This is a genomic window from Paenibacillus albicereus, from assembly GCF_012676905.1.
Classification (GTDB): domain Bacteria; phylum Bacillota; class Bacilli; order Paenibacillales; family Paenibacillaceae; genus Paenibacillus_O; species Paenibacillus_O albicereus.
Genome location: NZ_CP051428.1, coordinates 2972424 through 2990285 on the forward strand (window position 1 = coordinate 2972424; position 17862 = coordinate 2990285).

At 61.7% G+C, this 17862-nt stretch carries 24 protein-coding genes and 1 tRNA gene; 7 read left to right on the top strand and 18 right to left on the bottom strand.

Going from position 1 to position 17862, the window contains the following annotated elements:
- Positions 1 to 62 precede the first annotated feature (62 nt).
- Positions 63 to 1532, top strand: a complete 1470-nt coding sequence (locus HGI30_RS13205; protein WP_328805115.1) for an aminotransferase class I/II-fold pyridoxal phosphate-dependent enzyme — start codon at positions 63 to 65, stop codon at positions 1530 to 1532.
- Between the two features lie 190 nt (positions 1533 to 1722).
- Here HGI30_RS13205 and HGI30_RS13210 read toward each other — a convergent pair whose 3' ends face one another.
- From HGI30_RS13210 to HGI30_RS13255, 10 genes are all read right to left on the bottom strand, one after another.
- Positions 1723 to 2034, bottom strand: coding sequence for a DUF1292 domain-containing protein (locus HGI30_RS13210; RefSeq protein WP_168907985.1), 312 nt, complete (start codon positions 2032 to 2034; stop codon positions 1723 to 1725).
- 77 nt (positions 2035 to 2111) lie between these two features.
- Positions 2112 to 2678, bottom strand: a complete 567-nt coding sequence (locus tag HGI30_RS13215; RefSeq protein WP_168907986.1) for a stalk domain-containing protein — start codon at positions 2676 to 2678, stop codon at positions 2112 to 2114.
- A 185-nt stretch (positions 2679 to 2863) separates the two neighbouring features.
- Positions 2864 to 3073: a hypothetical protein gene (locus HGI30_RS13220; protein WP_168905839.1), complete on the bottom strand. Its 210-nt coding sequence runs from the start codon at positions 3071 to 3073 to the stop codon at positions 2864 to 2866.
- Positions 3074 to 3229: 156 nt separating this feature from the next.
- Entirely contained in the window at positions 3230 to 3481 is a 252-nt protein-coding gene (locus HGI30_RS13225; RefSeq protein WP_168907987.1) for a DUF3892 domain-containing protein, read from the bottom strand.
- 307 nt (positions 3482 to 3788) lie between these two features.
- Positions 3789 to 4040: a hypothetical protein gene (locus HGI30_RS13230; protein WP_168907988.1), complete on the bottom strand. Its 252-nt coding sequence runs from the start codon at positions 4038 to 4040 to the stop codon at positions 3789 to 3791.
- A 63-nt stretch (positions 4041 to 4103) separates the two neighbouring features.
- Positions 4104 to 4295, bottom strand: a complete 192-nt coding sequence (locus HGI30_RS13235; protein ID WP_168907989.1) for a hypothetical protein — start codon at positions 4293 to 4295, stop codon at positions 4104 to 4106.
- A gap of 4 nt (positions 4296 to 4299) precedes the next feature.
- Positions 4300 to 4581, bottom strand: coding sequence for a phage holin family protein (locus tag HGI30_RS13240; protein WP_168907990.1), 282 nt, complete (start codon positions 4579 to 4581; stop codon positions 4300 to 4302).
- 140 nt (positions 4582 to 4721) lie between these two features.
- Complete coding sequence (locus HGI30_RS13245; RefSeq protein ID WP_168907991.1) at positions 4722 to 5015, bottom strand: hypothetical protein; 294 nt, start codon at positions 5013 to 5015, stop codon at positions 4722 to 4724.
- A gap of 92 nt (positions 5016 to 5107) precedes the next feature.
- Positions 5108 to 5557, bottom strand: coding sequence for a WGxxGxxG family protein (locus HGI30_RS13250; protein ID WP_235680126.1), 450 nt, complete (start codon positions 5555 to 5557; stop codon positions 5108 to 5110).
- 166 nt (positions 5558 to 5723) lie between these two features.
- Positions 5724 to 7223, bottom strand: coding sequence for a DHA2 family efflux MFS transporter permease subunit (locus tag HGI30_RS13255; RefSeq protein ID WP_168909877.1), 1500 nt, complete (start codon positions 7221 to 7223; stop codon positions 5724 to 5726).
- Between the two features lie 199 nt (positions 7224 to 7422).
- Here HGI30_RS13255 and HGI30_RS13260 point away from each other — a divergent pair, with 199 nt between their 5' ends.
- A complete protein-coding gene (locus HGI30_RS13260; protein WP_168907992.1) occupies positions 7423 to 7995 on the top strand; it encodes a TetR-like C-terminal domain-containing protein in 573 nt (190 codons plus the stop codon).
- 57 nt (positions 7996 to 8052) lie between these two features.
- On the opposite strand, the gene HGI30_RS13265 is transcribed toward HGI30_RS13260, so the two are convergent.
- Both HGI30_RS13265 and HGI30_RS13270 read right to left on the bottom strand, forming a co-directional pair.
- Positions 8053 to 8907 carry a manganese catalase family protein gene (locus HGI30_RS13265; RefSeq protein WP_168907993.1) on the bottom strand — a complete coding sequence of 285 codons (855 nt, stop codon included), beginning with the start codon at positions 8905 to 8907 and terminating at the stop codon, positions 8053 to 8055.
- 142 nt (positions 8908 to 9049) lie between these two features.
- Positions 9050 to 9122: transfer RNA gene (locus HGI30_RS13270), tRNA-Val, on the bottom strand.
- A 182-nt stretch (positions 9123 to 9304) separates the two neighbouring features.
- Here HGI30_RS13270 and HGI30_RS13275 point away from each other — a divergent pair.
- The 3 genes from HGI30_RS13275 (at position 9305) to HGI30_RS13285 (ending at position 10398) form a co-directional block, all read left to right on the top strand.
- The gene (locus HGI30_RS13275) at positions 9305 to 9796 is read left to right on the top strand and encodes a VanZ family protein (protein ID WP_168907994.1); all 492 of its coding nucleotides are present in this window, start codon (positions 9305 to 9307) and stop codon (positions 9794 to 9796) included.
- A 68-nt stretch (positions 9797 to 9864) separates the two neighbouring features.
- Positions 9865 to 10008 (top strand): aspartyl-phosphate phosphatase Spo0E family protein, encoded by a 144-nt coding sequence (locus tag HGI30_RS13280; protein WP_168907995.1) that lies wholly within the window; start codon positions 9865 to 9867, stop codon positions 10006 to 10008.
- A gap of 99 nt (positions 10009 to 10107) precedes the next feature.
- The gene (locus HGI30_RS13285) at positions 10108 to 10398 is read left to right on the top strand and encodes a hypothetical protein (protein WP_168907996.1); all 291 of its coding nucleotides are present in this window, start codon (positions 10108 to 10110) and stop codon (positions 10396 to 10398) included.
- Positions 10399 to 10527: 129 nt separating this feature from the next.
- Here the strand turns inward: HGI30_RS13285 and pstA are convergent, their stop codons facing one another.
- The 4 genes from pstA to HGI30_RS13305 form a co-directional block, all read right to left on the bottom strand.
- Positions 10528 to 11409: a phosphate ABC transporter permease PstA gene (gene pstA, locus HGI30_RS13290; RefSeq protein WP_168907997.1), complete on the bottom strand. Its 882-nt coding sequence runs from the start codon at positions 11407 to 11409 to the stop codon at positions 10528 to 10530.
- Positions 11406 to 12341, bottom strand: coding sequence for a phosphate ABC transporter permease subunit PstC (pstC, locus tag HGI30_RS13295; protein ID WP_168907998.1), 936 nt, complete (start codon positions 12339 to 12341; stop codon positions 11406 to 11408). The genes pstA and pstC overlap by 4 nt, the downstream gene beginning before the upstream one ends.
- Before the next feature lie 99 nt (positions 12342 to 12440).
- Positions 12441 to 13304 (bottom strand): phosphate ABC transporter substrate-binding protein, encoded by an 864-nt coding sequence (locus HGI30_RS13300; RefSeq protein WP_168907999.1) that lies wholly within the window; start codon positions 13302 to 13304, stop codon positions 12441 to 12443.
- A 59-nt stretch (positions 13305 to 13363) separates the two neighbouring features.
- On the bottom strand, positions 13364 to 14731 hold the full coding sequence (locus tag HGI30_RS13305; protein WP_168908000.1) for a hypothetical protein: 1368 nt from the start codon (positions 14729 to 14731) through the stop codon (positions 13364 to 13366).
- A 162-nt stretch (positions 14732 to 14893) separates the two neighbouring features.
- Here HGI30_RS13305 and HGI30_RS13310 point away from each other — a divergent pair, with 162 nt between their 5' ends.
- Positions 14894 to 15232 carry a L,D-transpeptidase gene (locus HGI30_RS13310; protein ID WP_168908001.1) on the top strand — a complete coding sequence of 113 codons (339 nt, stop codon included), beginning with the start codon at positions 14894 to 14896 and terminating at the stop codon, positions 15230 to 15232.
- 145 nt (positions 15233 to 15377) lie between these two features.
- Positions 15378 to 16328, top strand: coding sequence for an S-layer homology domain-containing protein (locus HGI30_RS13315; protein ID WP_168908002.1), 951 nt, complete (start codon positions 15378 to 15380; stop codon positions 16326 to 16328).
- On the opposite strand, the gene HGI30_RS13320 is transcribed toward HGI30_RS13315, so the two are convergent.
- Complete coding sequence (locus HGI30_RS13320) at positions 16291 to 17100, bottom strand: SPL family radical SAM protein (protein ID WP_168908003.1); 810 nt, start codon at positions 17098 to 17100, stop codon at positions 16291 to 16293. The two genes, HGI30_RS13315 and HGI30_RS13320, sit on opposite strands and share 38 nt — an antisense overlap.
- The gene (locus HGI30_RS13325) at positions 17097 to 17822 is read right to left on the bottom strand and encodes a uracil-DNA glycosylase (protein ID WP_168908004.1); all 726 of its coding nucleotides are present in this window, start codon (positions 17820 to 17822) and stop codon (positions 17097 to 17099) included. The genes HGI30_RS13320 and HGI30_RS13325 overlap by 4 nt, the downstream gene beginning before the upstream one ends.
- Positions 17823 to 17862: the final 40 nt, after the last annotated feature.

The following is a 17862-nucleotide window of genomic DNA, read 5'->3' on the forward strand; positions in this document are numbered from 1 at the left end:
GCTATACTCAACCTTGTTTGTTATCCCTTGAATCCGAATCTGAAAGGCTGTGGATGAATACGGTGGACCATAACCGCACCCCTCTCTTCAGCGCGCTCCGCCGCCATGCGGAGAACAACCCGCTGCAATTCCATATTCCCGGACACAAGAAAGGCGCTGGAACCGACTCCGAATTCCGCTCCTTCATCGGCGACAACGCCTTGTCGATCGATTTGATCAATATAGCTCCGCTGGACGACCTGCATCAGCCGACCGGCGTCATCGAAGAAAGCCAAAAATTGGCTGCCGATGCGTTCGGAGCCGATTATACCTTTTTTTCCGTCCAAGGCACAAGCGGGGCCATCATGACGATGATCCTCTCGGTGTGCGCGCCGGGAGACAAGATCATCGTGCCGCGCAACGTCCATAAATCCGTCATGTCGGCCATCATTTTCGCGGGCGCTCGTCCCGTCTTCATCTCTCCGGCGCGCGACGGCAACCTCGGCATCGACCACGGCATCACGACGCGCTCCGTGCGGCGCGCGCTCGAGCGCCATCCCGACGCCAAGGCCGTGCTCGTCATCAACCCGACGTACTTCGGCATCTGCGCGAACCTGAAGGAAATCGTCGATCTCGTCCACAGCTACGACATCCCGGTGCTCGTGGACGAAGCCCACGGCGTGCTGATCCATTTCAGCGACCGGCTCCCGATGAGCGCCATGCAGGCCGGAGCCGACATGGCCGCGACGAGCGTGCACAAGCTCGGCGGTTCGATGACGCAGAGCTCGGTGCTGAACCTGAAGGCCGGCCGCGTCAACCCGCAGCGCGTGCAGACGATCATCAGCATGCTGACGACGACGTCGACCTCCTACATCCTGCTCGCTTCGCTCGACACGTCGCGCCGCAATCTGGCCGTGAATGGACAAGCGATGGCGGAGAAGGCGATCGCCCTCGCCGAGCATGCCCGCGAGGCGATCAACGCGATCCCGGGGCTGTACTGCTTCGGCAAGGAGATTCTCGGCGGCGAGGCGACGTTCGACTACGATCCGACCAAGCTGACGATCCATGTCCGCCATCTGGGCATTACCGGCTACGAGGCGGAGAACTGGCTGCGCGACACCTTCAACCTCGAGGTCGAGCTGTCGGATATGTACAATATTCTCTGCCTGATTACGCCAGGCGACTCCGAGGACACGGTGGGCCAGCTGCTCGGCGCGCTGCGCGCGATGGTCGAGCGCTATCCGCAGGTAGACGAGGTGCAGGAGCTCGTCGTCAAGATTCCCGAGATCCCGCAGCTGTCGCTGACGCCTCGCGAGGCGTTCTACGGCGAGACCGAGGTGCTGCCGTTCAAGGAATCCGCCGGCCGCATCATCGCGGAGTTCATCTACGTGTACCCGCCGGGCATTCCGATCCTGCTGCCGGGCGAGGTCATCTCGCAGTCCAACATCGACTACATCGTCGACCATGTGGAGGTCGGCCTTCCGGTCAAGGGACCCGAGGACCGCAGCATCCAGTTCGTCAAGGTCATCGTCGAGGAAACCGCGATTTTCTGACGCTGCGCGAGCCGCTCCGGCCAAGGGGCGGCTTTTTTGAACTTGCCGCTCCGGGAACGGAGCCTTGCTGCGATCCCGCTTTTACCGCGAGGCTGCCGTCCCCACCGCTGCCGTCTCTGCTCCTGCCCCTGCGCAAGCACGCCAAAAAGCCCGGCCGCCAGGCCGGGCTTGAAGGTTTGGAAAGCCGGGCTCAGCCCTGCTTCTCGTTCTCTTGACGCGCGAACTCCTCGTAGATCGCCGTCACGCGCTCCCACTCCGCGTCGTCCTCGATACCGACCAGGAAAGCCTCGTCGTCCTCTTCTTCGACACGGAGGATAAGCCCGTCCTCTTCGGGATTGTTGCGGTCCAGAAGGACGGCGTACGCCTGATTCTCGGATTCGAACTGGTACACCATCACCATCTCGCGCTCGACGCCTTCTTCGTCGGAAACGACGAATACCGGCTCCTCGTGGTCGTGGTCATGGCCGCAGCCGCAGTTGTCGTCATGCTTATGCTCGCTCATATCTATCCCTGCTTTCATTATGCTCTCGAATTAACTCTGGTATCGTACCATGAGCCGCCTTGCGGGTCAAATCGGGCTTACTTGGCGAGCAGGTTTTTCTCGGACACGACGCTCCACTCGTCCCCTGCCGCCAGCCGGATCGAGAAGCGGACCGAATACTTGCCCGCGCTGTCGAAGCTGTACTTGAAATCGTCCGTCAGAAACCAGAAGTTGTCCTTGCTCGATTTCATCGTATCCTGCTGGATCAGCGTCTCCTTGCCCGCGGGATCGGTGATGGTGATCCGGAACGAGTGGATGTCGGTCGTCAGCGTGTCGACCTGCGCGAAGACGCTGAACGTCACCTTCTTGCCGGCTTCGACGCCGCCGAAGGTGGACTTGTCCGTCTTAAACAGAAACATATGTACGTTGGGCTTGATGATCGATGCTTTCTTGGCGTTGTCGTCCCAGAGGACGAGCGCTTGCATCTGGCTCGCCAGCTGTCTTAGCGGGAGGTAGCTCTTGCCTTCGCTCATGATGCCGCCCTCGGACAGCTCGCTGCCGTTGAGCGCCACCCGGATCGCTTGCGAGGCCGAATCGGCGAAAATCATCGTCCCGCCCCAAAGCGTCATGGCGAGCGTCAGCACCAGAACCTTCTTCCCTTTCATGAATATCCCCTCTTCCGAAACCAGTTGAACAGTTATACTCCGGCCCTCCGGCAAAGTTGCGGCCGTCCGCAAGCCGTTTCTCGGACGGCTTCCCGGGACGATCCGCATCCTCTTCGGCGCTCGCGAGCGTTTTGTCGGAAGATGCGGATTTTTGCGCTTGCCCTGGAAATGAAGCGCCTTGGAGCTCAGCCGTACGTGCGGGTGAGGACGCACGGCACGCCTTTGCCGAGCGCTCCCGGCTGGCGCATCCGCGCCAGGTACTGCTGCCCTCGGGAACAGGGGGTTTTGCATACTGCGCACGTGTCCGACAGGACCAGCTTCATCTGGACCTGGCGACGGTCGGATGCGGGGGTCTTCTTCTTCGCCGCCTTCGCCTTGGAGCCGCCTTTGCTCATGCTGCCATTCTCCTTCCGGGCGTCCGCTGCGGGACGCTTCCCCGCTATCCTATGCAGCGGTCCGGCGGATGGCCCGCCTCCAGGCAGGCGCCGACAGCAAAAAAGCGCGCCTCCGCGATCCGCGGAAAGCGCGCAGCCCGACTTGATGAAGGCTCGTCAGAAAATCGGCAGCTGATCCAGGTTGTTCGTCGGATCTCCGTCCGCGTCGCCGCGCAGATAATGGCCGCCGTCCTTGCCCTTGAAAACGTTGACTCCGGCGAGCAGGCCCTGGCCCGCCTCGGCGATCGCCTGGTCGTACGCGAGCACGCGGCCGCTGTCGGTCTTGAACGAGGTCAGGTCGCCGTCGCCGTTCTTCTGCACGGCTACGATGCTTTCGCGCTTCGGCGCGCCTTCGTTTCCGATCTCCATGAAGATTCCCTCCTTTGCGTCTAGGGAAGCGGAACGATCCGCTTGCAAGCTCAGGTTTCCCCGCCTGCGCGCTTATTATCCGCCGGTAGCCCGTCCTTCCGAGATGCGGTATGATGGAAGCATGACTGCGAGATAGCCGCTGCCGGGCTGGCGGCTGGAGGAAGAGGTGATGATCGCATGGGCATGGGAGCCGTGCTGTTTCTTTCCGGATTGATGGCGGCGCTGATGATCGGGCTGCTGCTGGCCGTAACCAAAAAAGCCTACTCAAAAAAATGGGACGAGGAATGATTTCCTCGTCCCGTTTTTTTTAGTAGGGCTGCTTCCACATCCGGTCCCGGTCATGGCGCCGCTGCGGCGAAGGGCCGTCCTCCGAAGGAACCGATTGCCCGTAGAGGGCAGACCGTACGGAATCGGGATACAGCTCGGAGCGGACGGATTCGGCTTCTCCCGCCCGCTGCACGGGCTCCGCAGGTCCGCTCAGCGTCCAGGCCCCCTGACAGCCGGCGGCGAGTCCGAGCAGCGCCGCCAGCGCTGCCGCATGGCATAATCGTCTTTTCACAAGGCTTCGGCTTCCTTTCCTGCTGCTGATCTATCGATCAGTATCGCCCAATCGCCCCGTCGATTATTCCGGCTTGAGGTTCGTTTCGGATCGATCGAGCTCTTCCCTATAGCCGATCCACACATACGTCCGGTCGTAATCGTACGAATCCCAGCGGATCAGCCGGCTCAGCGGATAGACCGCCGATCCGATCAGAGCCGCTACCCCGAGCAGCCATAGCGCCAGCTCGGCTGTCCATGCCGCCGCGTTCCCCATCGCTTCAGCTCTCCTCCCCGTCTTTGCGCACCGCTTCCCTCGTCTGCTTGAACAGCTGATGGCCATAAACGGATACAGCCCCGCACAGCAGCCCCTGCAGGCCTACCTTCAGCGTGAAGCCCTGGAGCGCCATCGCAAGCACGATCGCCGCTCCCGTCACGATGTAGACGATGGTCCAATTCGGAATCTGAGGCGTCCCCTTCAAGATCATGCCGATGACCCAGCACGCGGCGACGACAATGGTCAGCTCGGGGTCGATCAGCTCCGAGAGCGCTTCGATAGTCATCCCCTGTCCCCCCCCTCTCTTCCTTCGGCAAGCTACTATATGAAGGGAAAGGAGCGAATATGACAAGCACTCGGTCTCGGAAAGCACAAAAAACCCTTCCGCCGGCTCAAGCCGGATCGAAAGGGGGCGGGTCAGAGCATTCAGTTGAGCCGGTCTCCGCCCGTTCGCCGCAGCGCGGCAGCCAGGCCGTCCCACAGGGCCGCCCGAGCGTCCGGCTCGGATTCGGAGAGGCGGGCGGCGCGCCCGCCGAATTCCGCGATAAACCATTCGGGAACGCACAGCATCGTCGACAGCGCGTCCAGCTTCTGGCGCTGCTCGCTGATGATCGCATCCTGCTCCAGCGAGATCCGGCGAAGCACGTCGCGGCTGTATTCCAGCTCGACCACCTTCAGTTGGAGCTGCTTGATCAGGTTCTTTTCTTCGAGGGTCATCATCGTCCTCAACCTCCTGTTGAGGATTAATAACCACCGAACCCCGTTTAGAAGCAAAAAAGCCGCAGCGCGAGGCTGCGGCGGCGATCATCCGATCAGTGGCGTTCCGGATTGCGCGAGCGCAGGCCGGCAAGTCCGAACAGGCCGAGCAGGCCCAGCCAGCCCCAGCCGGCGTTGCTGCGCGTGCCAGCGGCGCTTGCAGCCGTGTAGCGGCCAGCCGTACCGGCATTCTGAGCGCGGTACGTGCCGGCGGCCATGCCGTCGTACGAACCGGCGCGGTAGCCCGCCGTATTCGTGTTCATCATCGTGCCGTTCGTGTTCATGCGGCCGCGATTCATGTCCATGTCGTTCTCCAGGCGGTTTACGCCGCGCTCGAGGCCGTTCATGCCGCGGTTCACCCCGCGCTCGACATCGTTCGTTACCGACGCCGGATTCAGGTTCTGGCCGATGTTGCGTGTCATGTCTTTCACGTTGGCATGAGCCGGCAGGCTCAGCATCGAGGCGAGCACGGCTACGGAAGCAAGGGACGTCATCGTTTTTTTCACAGGTCGGACCTCCAGGTTCGCTTGGGATGGGATGAAGCGGCCGAATGAAGCAGCCGCAAAAGGAAGCCCTCCTAGCATCCCCTTGAAGGAGCGCCGCAACCCCGTCAACCGTTGGCTCGGCTGGTCGGCCTTGGGCGGAAAGAGCAATCTCTCCAGAGCTTGACGCTCATTCGCGCTCGACGGCGGCGGCAGGTGCGCTGGAGACGGATTCCGTCACGGCTTCACGCCGCTTGTTCGTGATGAAGAACGACAGCGCCAGCGCGACCGCCGCAAAGCCGATGATCCACACGTAGGAGTCGTTGATGCCCTGGATCGAAGCCTGCACGATCATCTGCTCCTTGGTGAGCCCCTGCGCTCCACTGGCGGCGAGCTCGCTGACATGGACCTTCGTGCGGTCGGTCATGATCGTGACGAGCAGCGACGTGCCGACCGCTCCCGCGACCTGGCGGACGGTATTGGAGATGGCCGTGCCGTGCGCGTTGAGCCGGGAAGGCAGCTCGTTCAGCCCGGCCGTCTGGATCGGCATCAGAAGCAAGGCCATCCCGATCCGTCGGCCGGTCGACATCAGCAGCAGATACGTGTAGCTCGTCGAGTCGGTCAGATTCACGAAGCTGAAGGTGGTTCCGATCGTGATGGCCAGGCCGATGATGGCGAGCCATTTGGCGCCGAACCGGTCGAACAGCTTCCCGGCGACCGGCATCAGGATGCCCATGACGATCGCGCCCGGCAGCATCAGCAGGCCGGACTCCAGCGCCGTGTAGCCGCGGGCGTTCTGCAGGTAAAGCGGGAGCAGCATCATGTCGGCATACATGACCATCGTGACGGCCACATTGATGAGCGTCGTCAGCGTGAACAGCTTGTAGCGGAAGGCCCGCAGATCAAGCAGCGGAGCTGTGGAAACGAGCTGCCTCCACGTAAACGCGGCCAGCGCGAGCGCTCCGCCGAGAATCGTGGACAGCACCTCCGCGCTCGACCATCCCGCGCTCGCAGCGCGGCTGAAGCCGTAGAGCATGCTCCCGAAGCCGATCGTGGACAAGATCACGCTCCAGAGGTCGAGACGGGCGTCGGTGCGTTCCGACACGTTCTTGAGATAGATGAAGCCGCATCCGATCGTAATGAGCGCGAGCGGAATCATGCCGTAAAACATGACCTCCCAGTCATAGCTCTCCAAAATATAGCCCGCAAGCACGGGACCGATCGCGGGAGCGAAGATGATCGCAAGGCCGACCATGCCCATGGCGGCTCCGCGGTTGTTCGCCGGGAAGATCGTCAGGATGACGTTCATCAGCAGCGGCATGATGATGCCCGCTCCAGCGGCCTGTACCATGCGCCCGGTCAGCAGCAGCGGAAAATCCGTCGAGAGCGCCGAGATGACCGTACCCGCCAAGAAGATCCACATGGATGCCTGGAACAATTGCCGTGTCGAGAAGCGCTGCATGAAATACGCCGTAATCGGAATCAGCACTCCGTTCACCAGCATGTAGCCGGTCGTCAGCCATTGCGCCGTCGAAGCCTCGATGCCGAACTCTCCGATGAGCTTCGGGATCGCCACCGTCATGACGGTCTGGTTCAGCGTCGCCAGGAACGCTCCGAGGATCATGACGAACAGGATCGGTCCTTTCTTGATATTCGTCCATTTTTCATTCGGGTTGTCGCCCACTTTCATCACCCTCCGCCACCTCTGGAATCTTTTTTACACCGTGTTGTATACTGAACATGGCATAAAGGAGATTATAGTCCGTTTCAGCAGAGGTACAAGCGACAGTTTTCGGCGATCTGTAAAGAAACCTCGATTGAAAACGCTCGCTGTCGTTTTGACGGATGATATTCGACAGTTTTGCCTTTGCCTGTAAGGAGGTCCTCGAATGGCGGAAACGGATTCACGAATCGATCCCCGCGTCCTGCGCACGCGCCAGATGCTGAAGCATGCTTTGATCGAGCTGCTCGGGGAAACCGAGCTGGACAAGATTACCGTGCAGCTGCTGACCCGGCGCGCTTCCATCAACCGGGTCACGTTTTATTTGCATTATCGGGACATTCCGGATCTGATGGAGCGGCTCGCCGAAGAAATGGCGGATCAGATCCGGCAGATCCTGTCCCCCTTCTCTTCCCAAAATACGGAGGAGCTCGAGCGGTCGCTGGTCGACTTGCTCGAGCATATCGCCTTGCATTCCGCCTTCTACAAAGCCGTGCTTTCGGCGCGGATGATGCCCGTTTTCGCCGAAAAGCTGCTGCAGCTTCTTTCGGAGCTCATCTCGAGCCGGATGCAGGAGAAGGCGGAGCGCTCGGGCGAGGAACCGGCCATCCCGAAGGATATCGTCATCTGGTACGGCTCCTCCGCCTTGATCGGGATGATCGTCTCGTGGCTGCGCAGCGACATGCCGTATACGCCCCGCTTTTTAGCCAAGCAATTCATGCTTTTGACCAAGCACAGATGAAGCACCAAAAAAGCCAGAGCGAGGGAGGTTTCTCGCGCTCTGGCTTCTTTGTGTCGATCAGCGGTTCAGGTCCGTCAGACCGGGAGCGTGCTCATTCGGCATCTCCGGATTGAACGGCACCGGGAACCCGTTCGGAGGAGGCGTCACCTGCAGCTCGCCGCCGTTTCGGCTAGGCGACTGTCCGCTGAAAATCTCGCCCATGCGGTGCTCGTCCAGCCTGTAGTTGAACTGGGCGTTATGGTAGCCCAGATCGACGTATTTCTTGCATTCCGGATACTTGTTGATGTCGTAGTTGGGGATCGGGAACAGCTTGCCCCAGCTCACTCCAAGCGTCTCCAACGCTTTGGCGAACGCATTTTGATGCGCGTTGTCGCGCACGATGAGGAACCCGAGCGTCTCGCGGAAGGCTTTGTTGGAGCTCATCTCGTAAATCCGCGTTTTTTGCAGCACGCCGGTCGACTCGAGCACGACGTTGTTCAGCAGATCGGCCACGAGATTGCCGTGGTTGTACACGTAGCTGCCCAGCCACGGATTGCCGCCCGCATCGACCGGCAGCGAGCCTTGCGCGCCCATGATGTAATGATGCGGATTGGCATGCTTGACCGCTTCGTCCAGCGGCGCTCCGTCGACGCCGGAGTCGCCGGGAGGCTCGCCCCCCGCGCCGGTCAGCAGCTGGTTGATCGTATTCTGCACCAGCTCGACATGCGCGATCTCTTCCAGGAAGACGCCCTTCAGCAGATCCCGATATTGCGTTTCCTTGCCCCGGAAGTTGCTGCTCTGGAAAAAGTACTGCATCATCGTGCGCATCTCGCCGAACTGTCCGCCGAGCGCTTCCTGAAGCACCTTCGCGGCCGCGGGGTCCGGCTTGTCCGGCACGATCTGGTTGATTAGATCTTCCTTATAAAAGTACATCCCTGTTCCTCCTCGATCGCCAGGCTCTCGTACGACGCATTTGTCGGAATGGCTGCTGGACGTATCTAAGGTGTACGGAAGAAGGAAGGTCTATTCGGTTGAACATGAAAAAGAACCCTTGATAATCAAGGGTTCTTGAGTATGATCTGTAGTGGGCTCGAACCACTGACCCCCACCCTGTCAAGATGGTGCTCTCCCAGCTGAGCTAACAGATCATGTTTAGAAGGGATGTTTCGTTTCTTTCGTTCCGTTCGTGTTTGTCCCGCGAACAATTAATACTATACCAGCTCTCTCAAACACCGTCAACACTTTTTCTAAAAAAACTTTTTGCTTGTTTTGCAAGCGATTCCATAGGCTATACTGCAAAGCAAACCGGCAACGAAAGGAGTGGTCCGCCATGCCGAACGAATCCAAGCCGCGCCCGCTGCGCCTGGCCGCCGTGCTGGCCTGGGCTGCCGTCCTGCTCATGCTCACCGGCACAGAGAGCTTGCGTCATCTGCTGATCCATCGGGAGCTGCTTTTCTCCTTTGATCCCTCTCCGGACTTTCGGGCGTTTTTTCGCTGGGCCGACATTCGTACGGTCCACGGCGAATGGCTGCTCGTCAAGCTCGGTCATTTTTTGGGCTTCGCGGCGCTCGACCTGCTCCTCATGGCATGGCTCGGAAGCAAGCTCCGTGCGCTCGGACTTTCGCTGCTGTTCGCCGTCTTTACGGAAGTTCTCCAGCTGTTTCAGCATCGGGACGGCAGGTTGTACGATGTGCTGATCGATGTGTCTGGAGCCTTGGCCGCTGCTTTGATGGTCGCCCTTTTTGCCACTCTTTTGAAAAAAAATCCGGCAATCCCTGTTTCAAACGAGTTCAATCGCTTTAATAATAGTCAACGGAGATGACATTTTTTAGTTTATTGTACATAAATTGTCGACATCATCCATCATTTTAGCTAAGGATGTGACAATCCATGTCGAAAAAAAGCGAGATTATGAAGGATATTGAACGGCTGCGGGAAGCGCTGAATAAAGCACCGGTCAGCCCATCCGGATACAATCTGGAGCTAAGCAGAAGATTGGATGAGCTCATCGTTTCCTTTTATAAAGCTGGTTAACCGGCCGTAATCGTTCCTTCGACCTATTTCCCCCTTCCCATCTACGAACCTTTTGTGATACAATTTGTATCACAGTAGATTGGTGTAGGGGTTGCTGTCATGCTCGTGCTGAGGCTGCTGAGCGAGCCGGCTCATTTCCAGCAGGCCGTCGAAGAAAAATGGACCGTGTCCGTCTATAAAGATTCCCGCCTGCTTGTCAGCGGCTATCCGATCGAGATGTTCAATCGGGATACGGTGAAGATCGCCGGAACGTATTTTTTCATGGAAGAATGCAAGTTCGAGGGCTGCCGCATCGTGCCGCAGCAGCGAGCCATGATCGAAGCGCTCGCCCCTCGCGTCCGCAGGCGCAAGCTTCCTCCTTCCTCGCGGAACCAAGCGTCCGACTCCTAAACACGAATTCGACCGCCCGTATCCATCCCTCGGATGGACGCAGGCGGTCTTTTTGACGTTGAAGCGATGTCTCCTAGCGGGATGTCGATGCAAGCAGCAGGACGACGAAGGTCCGGCCAAGACTGCTGCCTAGGCCCGCCGCGCGCTCCACCAGATCGGGATGCGCAGCAGCAGGTTGAGCAGCAGGACGACGATCAGCAGCACGGCGGCCGAATGCGAGGCGATCGCCGCGGCATCCGGCACGATCGCCTCCGACTGGACGTACCACAGATGCACGGCCAGCGTCGCGCCCGGCGACATCGGATCGAAGTCCCACATGAGCCCGGAGGTGGAGACGCCGGATACGAGCACGATGACGGCGCTCTCTCCGAATGCCCGTCCGGCCGTGAGGCTGATGCCGGTCATGATGCTCGACAGCGCGGCAGGCAAGCACACCTTGAAGATCGTCTGCGTATGCGTCGCTCCGAGCGCCAGCGAGCCTTGCTTGTACTCGGGCGGCACCGAGCGCATCGCTTCCTCCGTCACCCGCGTCAGCAGCGGCAGGTTGAGCAGCGCGAGCGTGACCGCGCCGCCGACGATCGTAAGCCCGATGCCCATGCCCTCGACGAACAGCGCGATGCCGAACAGGCCGAAGATGAGCGACGGCACCGAAGCCAGCCCCTCCACGCAGACGCGGATCAAGCCGATCGCGCGGTTGTCCGGAGCGAACTCCGCCAGATAGATGCCGGAGGCGAGTCCGAGCGGAATCGAGATGAGCAGCGACAGCACGAGAATATAGAGCGAGTTGAACAACGCCGGTCCGATGCCGCCGCCTTCCTCGATCTCGCTCGGCAAGCCGAACACGAAGCTCCAGCTGAGTCCCGGCAGACCTTCTGCCAAAATCGTCCCGATCAGCGCGAGCGTGAACAGCACGCAGCCGACGCCGACGGACCAGACGACGGCGGTGAACGCCTTGTCGGCGCTGCGGTTGCGGCGGCCGCTCCGCATGGATCGATTCGCAGCCTGGCTCATGCCGCGTCTCCCCCTTTCTTCTGCAGCATCCGCACGAACCCGATCATCAGCAGCGAGATGGCGAGCAGCAGGAAGCCCATCATGTACAGCGCGTTGTTCCAGGTCGAGTCGAACGGCACGTTCGGCAGCTGCATGACGATATTGCTCGTCAGCACCGACGTCGGCTTGAGCAGGCTGTCCGCCAGCTGCGGCGTATTGCCGATGACCATGACGACAGCCATCGTCTCGCCGATCGCGCGCGCCATGCCGAGGATGATCGCCTGCACGATGCCGCGGCCGGCAGCCGGCAGGATGACGCCCGTCACGGTCTGGAAGCGCGTCGCGCCAAGCGCGTAGGAGCCCTGGACGTATTTGCGCGGCACGGAGCGCAGGGCGTCGTCGCTGATGCGCGTGATCGTCGGCAGCACCATGACCGCGAGCACGAGCGAGGCTGCCAGCACGCCGTCGCCCAGATTCGTCCCGGTCACGGTCCGCAGCGACGGGATGAGCAGCGTCAGGCCCATGTACCCGTAGACGACAGAAGGAATGCCCACGAGCAGGTCGAGGATCGGCCGCACGACCCGGCTGAGCCGCTGCGGGGCGAGCTCGGCCAGGAACAGCGCCGCCAGCAGGGAAATCGGCACGGCGATCAAGAGCGTCAGCGCCGTCACGGCAAACGTGCCGAGGATGAACACAAGCGCTCCGTACTTTTCATTTTCAGGCTCCCAGGCCGTCGAGAAGAAAAATTCGCGGACCGAAACGTCGCGGAACGTCAGCACGCCCGTGCGGAACATGAAGAACAGCATCGCCAGCAGCACGCCGCAGACGAGCACGGCCGAGGCCGCGCACAGCAAGCGGAACGAGCGATGCTCCAGCTTCAGGCGCAGCTTGCGGATGCCGGTCCGGCGGACGGGACGGGACGGGGCGGATACAGATGGAATCGTTTTGCTCATGGCGGACTATCCTCTCCAAAAGATGAAAGCAACCCCGGCAAGCCGGCCTCCAAGGCGCGGCTTCCGGGGAGCCGGTCAAGCTGTGGAAACGGAACGGCTTTAAGCGTTTTTCATGGCGGTGATCGGGATGAACTTCAGCTTCTTCAGCGAGCCGTTTTGGAACTTGGCGCTTTGGATGTACTCGATGAACGCTTTCGTCGCGCCCGTCGGCTGGCCTTTCGTCATGTAGTAGCCGTAGCTCCACACCTTGTACTTGCCGTTGATGACGTTGTCCGTCGTCGGCGCGACGTTGTCGATCTTGACCGCGTTCATCTTGTCGGTCACGTAGACCAGATCGATGTAGCCGATCGCGTTCGGCGTCGTCTCGACCGCCGTCTTCATGTCGCCGCTCGACTTGACTTCCTTATAGTTGTCGCCTTTGGAGATGAAGTCCGTGCCCTTGAGCGCCTTCAGCTGGAAATTGACGCGCGTGCCGGAGCCGAAGGCGCGGTTGACGACGACGATGTCCGCATCCTTGCCTCCGACTTCCTTCCAGTTCGTCACCTTGCCGGCGAAGATGTCCTGAAGCTCCTTCGTCGACAGCTCGGTCACGCCCGTGCTCTTGTTGACGATCGCGGCGAACGGAATGACGGCGACTTTATTGGCGACCTGGCCGTCGAACTTCTTGAAGCCCGGCACGTCCGTGGAGGCGTCCCAGTCGCAGGCGCCGATGTCGGCGATGCCTTTGCGGACCGATTGAGGCCCCGTGACCGATCCGGCCGCGGAAGCGGAGATGCGCACCTTCGGATGCAGCTTCTTGAACTCGCTCGCCGCCTGCAGCGACAGCGGCAGCAGCGCGGAAGAGCCGTTGATGACGATCTTGCCGCTCAGCTTGGAGGCGGCTGCCGTGGCGGAGCCGGAGTAGGAGCCGAGCAGCAGCGTAGCCGCCAGCGTGATCGTAGTCATTTTTCCGAACCATTTCATAGAGAGGTTTCCCCTTTCAAATTGAAGCCGTCAAGGCTGAAACTATAAATTCCGCGCGCTTACTTGCTCAAGCTTGTCCAGCGGCCGTCCGCGGAGAGCTTCTGCAGCTGGCCGTCCACGATGACTGCGGCGCCCTTGCCGTCCTTGGCCAGCGTCAGGCCGGATGCGCCTTCCGGCGCGGCCGCGAGCTTCGTCACGGCATCGGTCGACTCATCCAGCACGTAGACCGACGTTTCGGTCAGGATGCCGATGTAGCCTCCGGCTTGGACCGCTTCCAGCACGTCTTCCTTGTCGAACGCGGTCTTGGACTGCTCGCCTTTTTGAGAGATGAGCGTGGAGATCGTGTTCTCGTCTCCGGCTTTGACATAATAGACCGTGCCGGACGCGGAGCGCTGGATGAACAGCTTGTCCTCGTCGCCCTTGGTCAGAGCCGCCGGCTTGGCGTCCGCGCTGCCGAGCGCCAGGTCGAACAGCTGCGGGCTCGTGCCGGCCATGTCGATCGCCACGTCGTCCAGGCTGACGTCCTTGTTCGCATCGGCCGTCACCTTGCCGGTCTTGACGACGGAATACGTCAGTCCCGATCCGTTGACCGACAGATCGCCCTTGTACTCGACCTTGTCGTCCAGCACTTTGGACACCTTGCCGTCTTCCAGGGAAATCGCCGCGATGACAGAGGTTTTGTCGCCCTGCAGGAAGATCAGCTGCTTGCCGTCCGCAGCCCATTGCAGATTGCTCTTGATGCTCGTGTCCGTACCGAGCTTGCGCATCGTGAGCGTCGGCAGGTCGATGACCCGCACCGCTCCGTCGGCATCCGCGAACGCCGCCGAGGCGCCGTCCGGCGAGACGACCAGCTCGGATGCGCCGTTCGACGTCAGCAGCTGGGCGCTCGCGCCGGTCGCCGGATCGACGAGGTAATCCAGACGGCCGTCCTCCGTCGTGACGGAAGCGATCAGCCGGCCGCCTGCCCATTGAACCGTGTCGACGCTGTCCAGCAGATCGAGCGTCTCGATCTTCAGCTCGCCGGATACGCCGGACCAGCTGGCGCCAAGAGCCGTTACATAAGCGGCAGGCTCGACGTAGTTGACCTGCTGCCAGCTCGTGACCGCGCTGGACAGAGCAACCGAGCCTTGCCCCGTCTGGATCTGCTTGGAGCCGGATTGCAGCAGCAGCGAACGGTCTCCGAGCGTGACGCGCAGTCCCGCGCCTCCCGGGAGCACGTCCAGCTCGGCGCCGAGCGCATGGGCGAGATCGGCCGCGGACAGCAGCTGGCTGCCGTTCTGGACGATCGAGCGCACGAGCACCTCCTGGCCGTTGACGCTGACCGCTGCCTGCTTCGCTTCTGCTGCGGAGACGGCCGCAGCTCCGACCGCTCCGGTTCCGATGGCGGCGACCAGCGCCGCTGCGATTGCTTTTGATCCTCTGTTCATGGTTGGCTCTTCACCCTTCTTTGCGACTATTGTCCCGTACAAGCTGATCCTAAGGCACAATTGTTTAGGCTATATTTGGAATTTTTAGCGATTATGTAAAGGAAAGACCCAGGCGAAAGGGGACTTCGGCCGCATATGCTGCTCTAAAAGGAGAAGGTCCGCATGCCTAAGTACCGCATCATCGTCGATTTGTCCGAGCGATCGCTCTATCTGCTGGACGGGGATCTTGTCGTGAGGCAGTTTCCGATCGCTGTCGGCAAGATGCTGACCCGCACTCCCACCGGAGAATTCACGATCATCAACAAGCAGGAAAACCCCGGCGGACCGTTCGGCGTGCTGTGGATGGGCTTGTCGAAGCCCCACTACGGCATCCACGGCACGAACGAGCCCGCCTCCATCGGCCGCGCGGTCTCGCATGGCTGCATCCGCATGCACAACGAGGACGTGCTCGCGCTGTCGGCGCTCGTGCCGATCGGGACCCGGGTCACGATCCGTCCCTGAGCCGCAACCATTCTCTCGCGGATCGCGTCTGTAACGGCAAAGACGCCTTTGTCATCAAAGGCGTCGGAACAGGCCAACCTACAGAAAGCGAGTCGAGAGAGGAGCGAGCAGGATGGGCATTAGGGGCAAGGCAAGAAGACGTCGGATGCTGGCAGGAGGATTGGCGGCGCTGCTGCTGGCGGCGTCCGCGCCGCTTCAAGCCGGCGCATTCGCCGACGTAGACGCGGACCCGAACGCCGCCGCCATCCGCAGCCTGGAACGATCTGGACTGCTGAGCGGCGGAGACGTCAAGTTCCGGCCGACGGAAGCGATGACGAATGCGGAGGCATTGTCGCTGCTTGTCAAGGCGTTTGAACTCAATCTGGACCGGATCCGGTTCGTTCAAGCTCCCAAGGCGAGCCAATACTACCCCGGCATGAGCGACGGAGCGTGGTATTCGGAGGCGTTCCTGATCGGCGCGGTGCACGGACTCGGATTGCCGAAGGACGTCAAGCCGGGTGAAGCGATCGATCGAGAGCGGTTCGCCGTCCTGCTGCTGCAGGCGATGAAGGCGTCAGGCGGAGGATGGAGCGGAGAAAAGGGCAAGGCGCCGGCGGACGAATCCGCCATCGGAAGCGACAGCCGCGACAGCGTGCGCGAGCTGATCGCCGCCGGTCTGCCGCTGCTCGATGCGTCAGGAAGATTCCAGCCCAAAAAGGCCGTTACGCGCAGCGACGCGGCAGCCTGGGTCGAAGGAGGATGGAAGCTGGTGAACCGACCGGAAAGCGAATCTCCCTCACTCGTCTCGCCGCTTGCAGGCGTCGAGCTGACGACAGCGAAGCACGCGGACGGCATCGTCAAGGTGACCGTATCCGCTCAGGCCCCGAATCCGGGCTACGGCATCCGCATCGACTCGATCCGCTTCGAGGGCAAGCAGGCGATCGTGAGCGTCGCCGTCGTGCCGCCGAAGCCGGGCCAGATGTATCCTCAGGTCATCACCGAGGTAAGCGTCGACACGTACGTGGACGCAGCTTATGCGGCCGTGCTTGATGAAGCGGCGACAAGCGGCGGAGCGCCGCTCAAGGGAGGAATCCTTCCCGGGAAAAATGCACGCTGACGTCCGGGAACGCCAGCAGCGAGTCATAGAACCGGTCCGCGGCGGCCGGCGCATAGTCGGCCTCGAGGCCGAGGGATCGATACTGCTCCCTCATGCCGAGCTGGCCGGAGCGCCGGCCGCCGCTGCCGTCTCCGCGATGAAAGTCGTCGACGACGATGCGCGGCGCTTCTCGGGCGAGACGGCGGGCGAACTGCTCCGTATGGGGCAGCAGCGGCGAGACGGCCGCCTGCACGGGGATGCCCGCCTCGCGCAGCTCCCTCAGCGCGCGCCAGCGGGCGGCGAGCGGAGGCGCCTGCGGCGTGAACCGGCGGCGCATCGCCTCGTCGTCCGTCTCGATCGTCACGCTCGCCCGCAGCCGGCCGCCGAAGCGGGCGAGCAGCTCCTTGTCCCGGACCACCAAGGGACTGCGCGTCTGCAGGAGGAGGAATTCCGGGGGGCGCTCCAGCATCAGCTCCAGCAGCGACGCGGTCGTGCGTGTCCGCGCCTCCTCCGGCTGGTACGGATCGGTCGCCGAGCCGAAAAAGAGCCGGATCGGCCCCTTGTCCGACTCGCGGCTCCACTCGCGGCGAAACGCGGCCGGATCGAGCGTCTTGACGTCGACCCAGCTCCCCCACGGCTCGGCGCGGAACAAGCCCACCGGCATCCGGCGGACATAGCAGTAGCTGCAGCCGAAGCTGCAGCCCGTGTAAGGATTGAGCGTATGCGTATAGCCCTCGAGATAGCCGGCCGCAGGGTTCAGCCAGCGGGCCGGACGCTTCGCCGAGCCGCTCAACTGCCGCCTCGCTCGCGGCCGGCGGCGGCTTCCTCGCCGCCGGTCGGCTCGGCCGTCCGGCACCAGTCGATCGCCTCCATGCCATGCTGTTCGAGGAAGGCGTTCGCTTTGGAGAAGGGGCGGCTGCCGAGGAAGCCGCGGTGGGCCGAGAACGGGCTCGGATGCGGCGTCGTCAGCAGCAGATGCCGGCTGCCGTCGAGGAACGCGGCCTTGTTCTGCGCATGCTTGCCCCACAGCAGGAATACCGCCGGACGCTTCCTCTCGCCGATCAGATGCACGATGCGGTCCGTGAACCGCTCCCAGCCGAGGCCTTGATGGGAGGCGGCCTCGCCCCTGCGTACGGTCAGCACGTTGTTGAGCAGCAGCACGCCCTGGCGCGCCCACCCGCGCAGGTCGCCGCTCTCGGGGAGCGGGCAGCCGATGTCGTCCTTCAGCTCCTTGTAGATGTTCTGCAGCGACGGCGGGATGCGCACGCCCGGCTGCACGGAGAAGCTGAGGCCGTGCGCCTGGCCCGGACCGTGGTACGGGTCCTGGCCGAGGATGACGACCTTCGTATCCGCGAGCGCGGTCAGATGCAGCGCGTTGAAGAGATCATGCATGTCGGGATAGACCGGCCCGCTGCGGTATTCCTCCGCCAACCGGCTCCGCAGCTCGCGGTAATAGGGCTGCTCCATCTCTTTCCGCAGATGCGGCTCCCAATCGTTGTGGAACGGTACGGTCATTTGACATCGCCCTCCGTAGAAAGTAAAATTGATTAGCCCA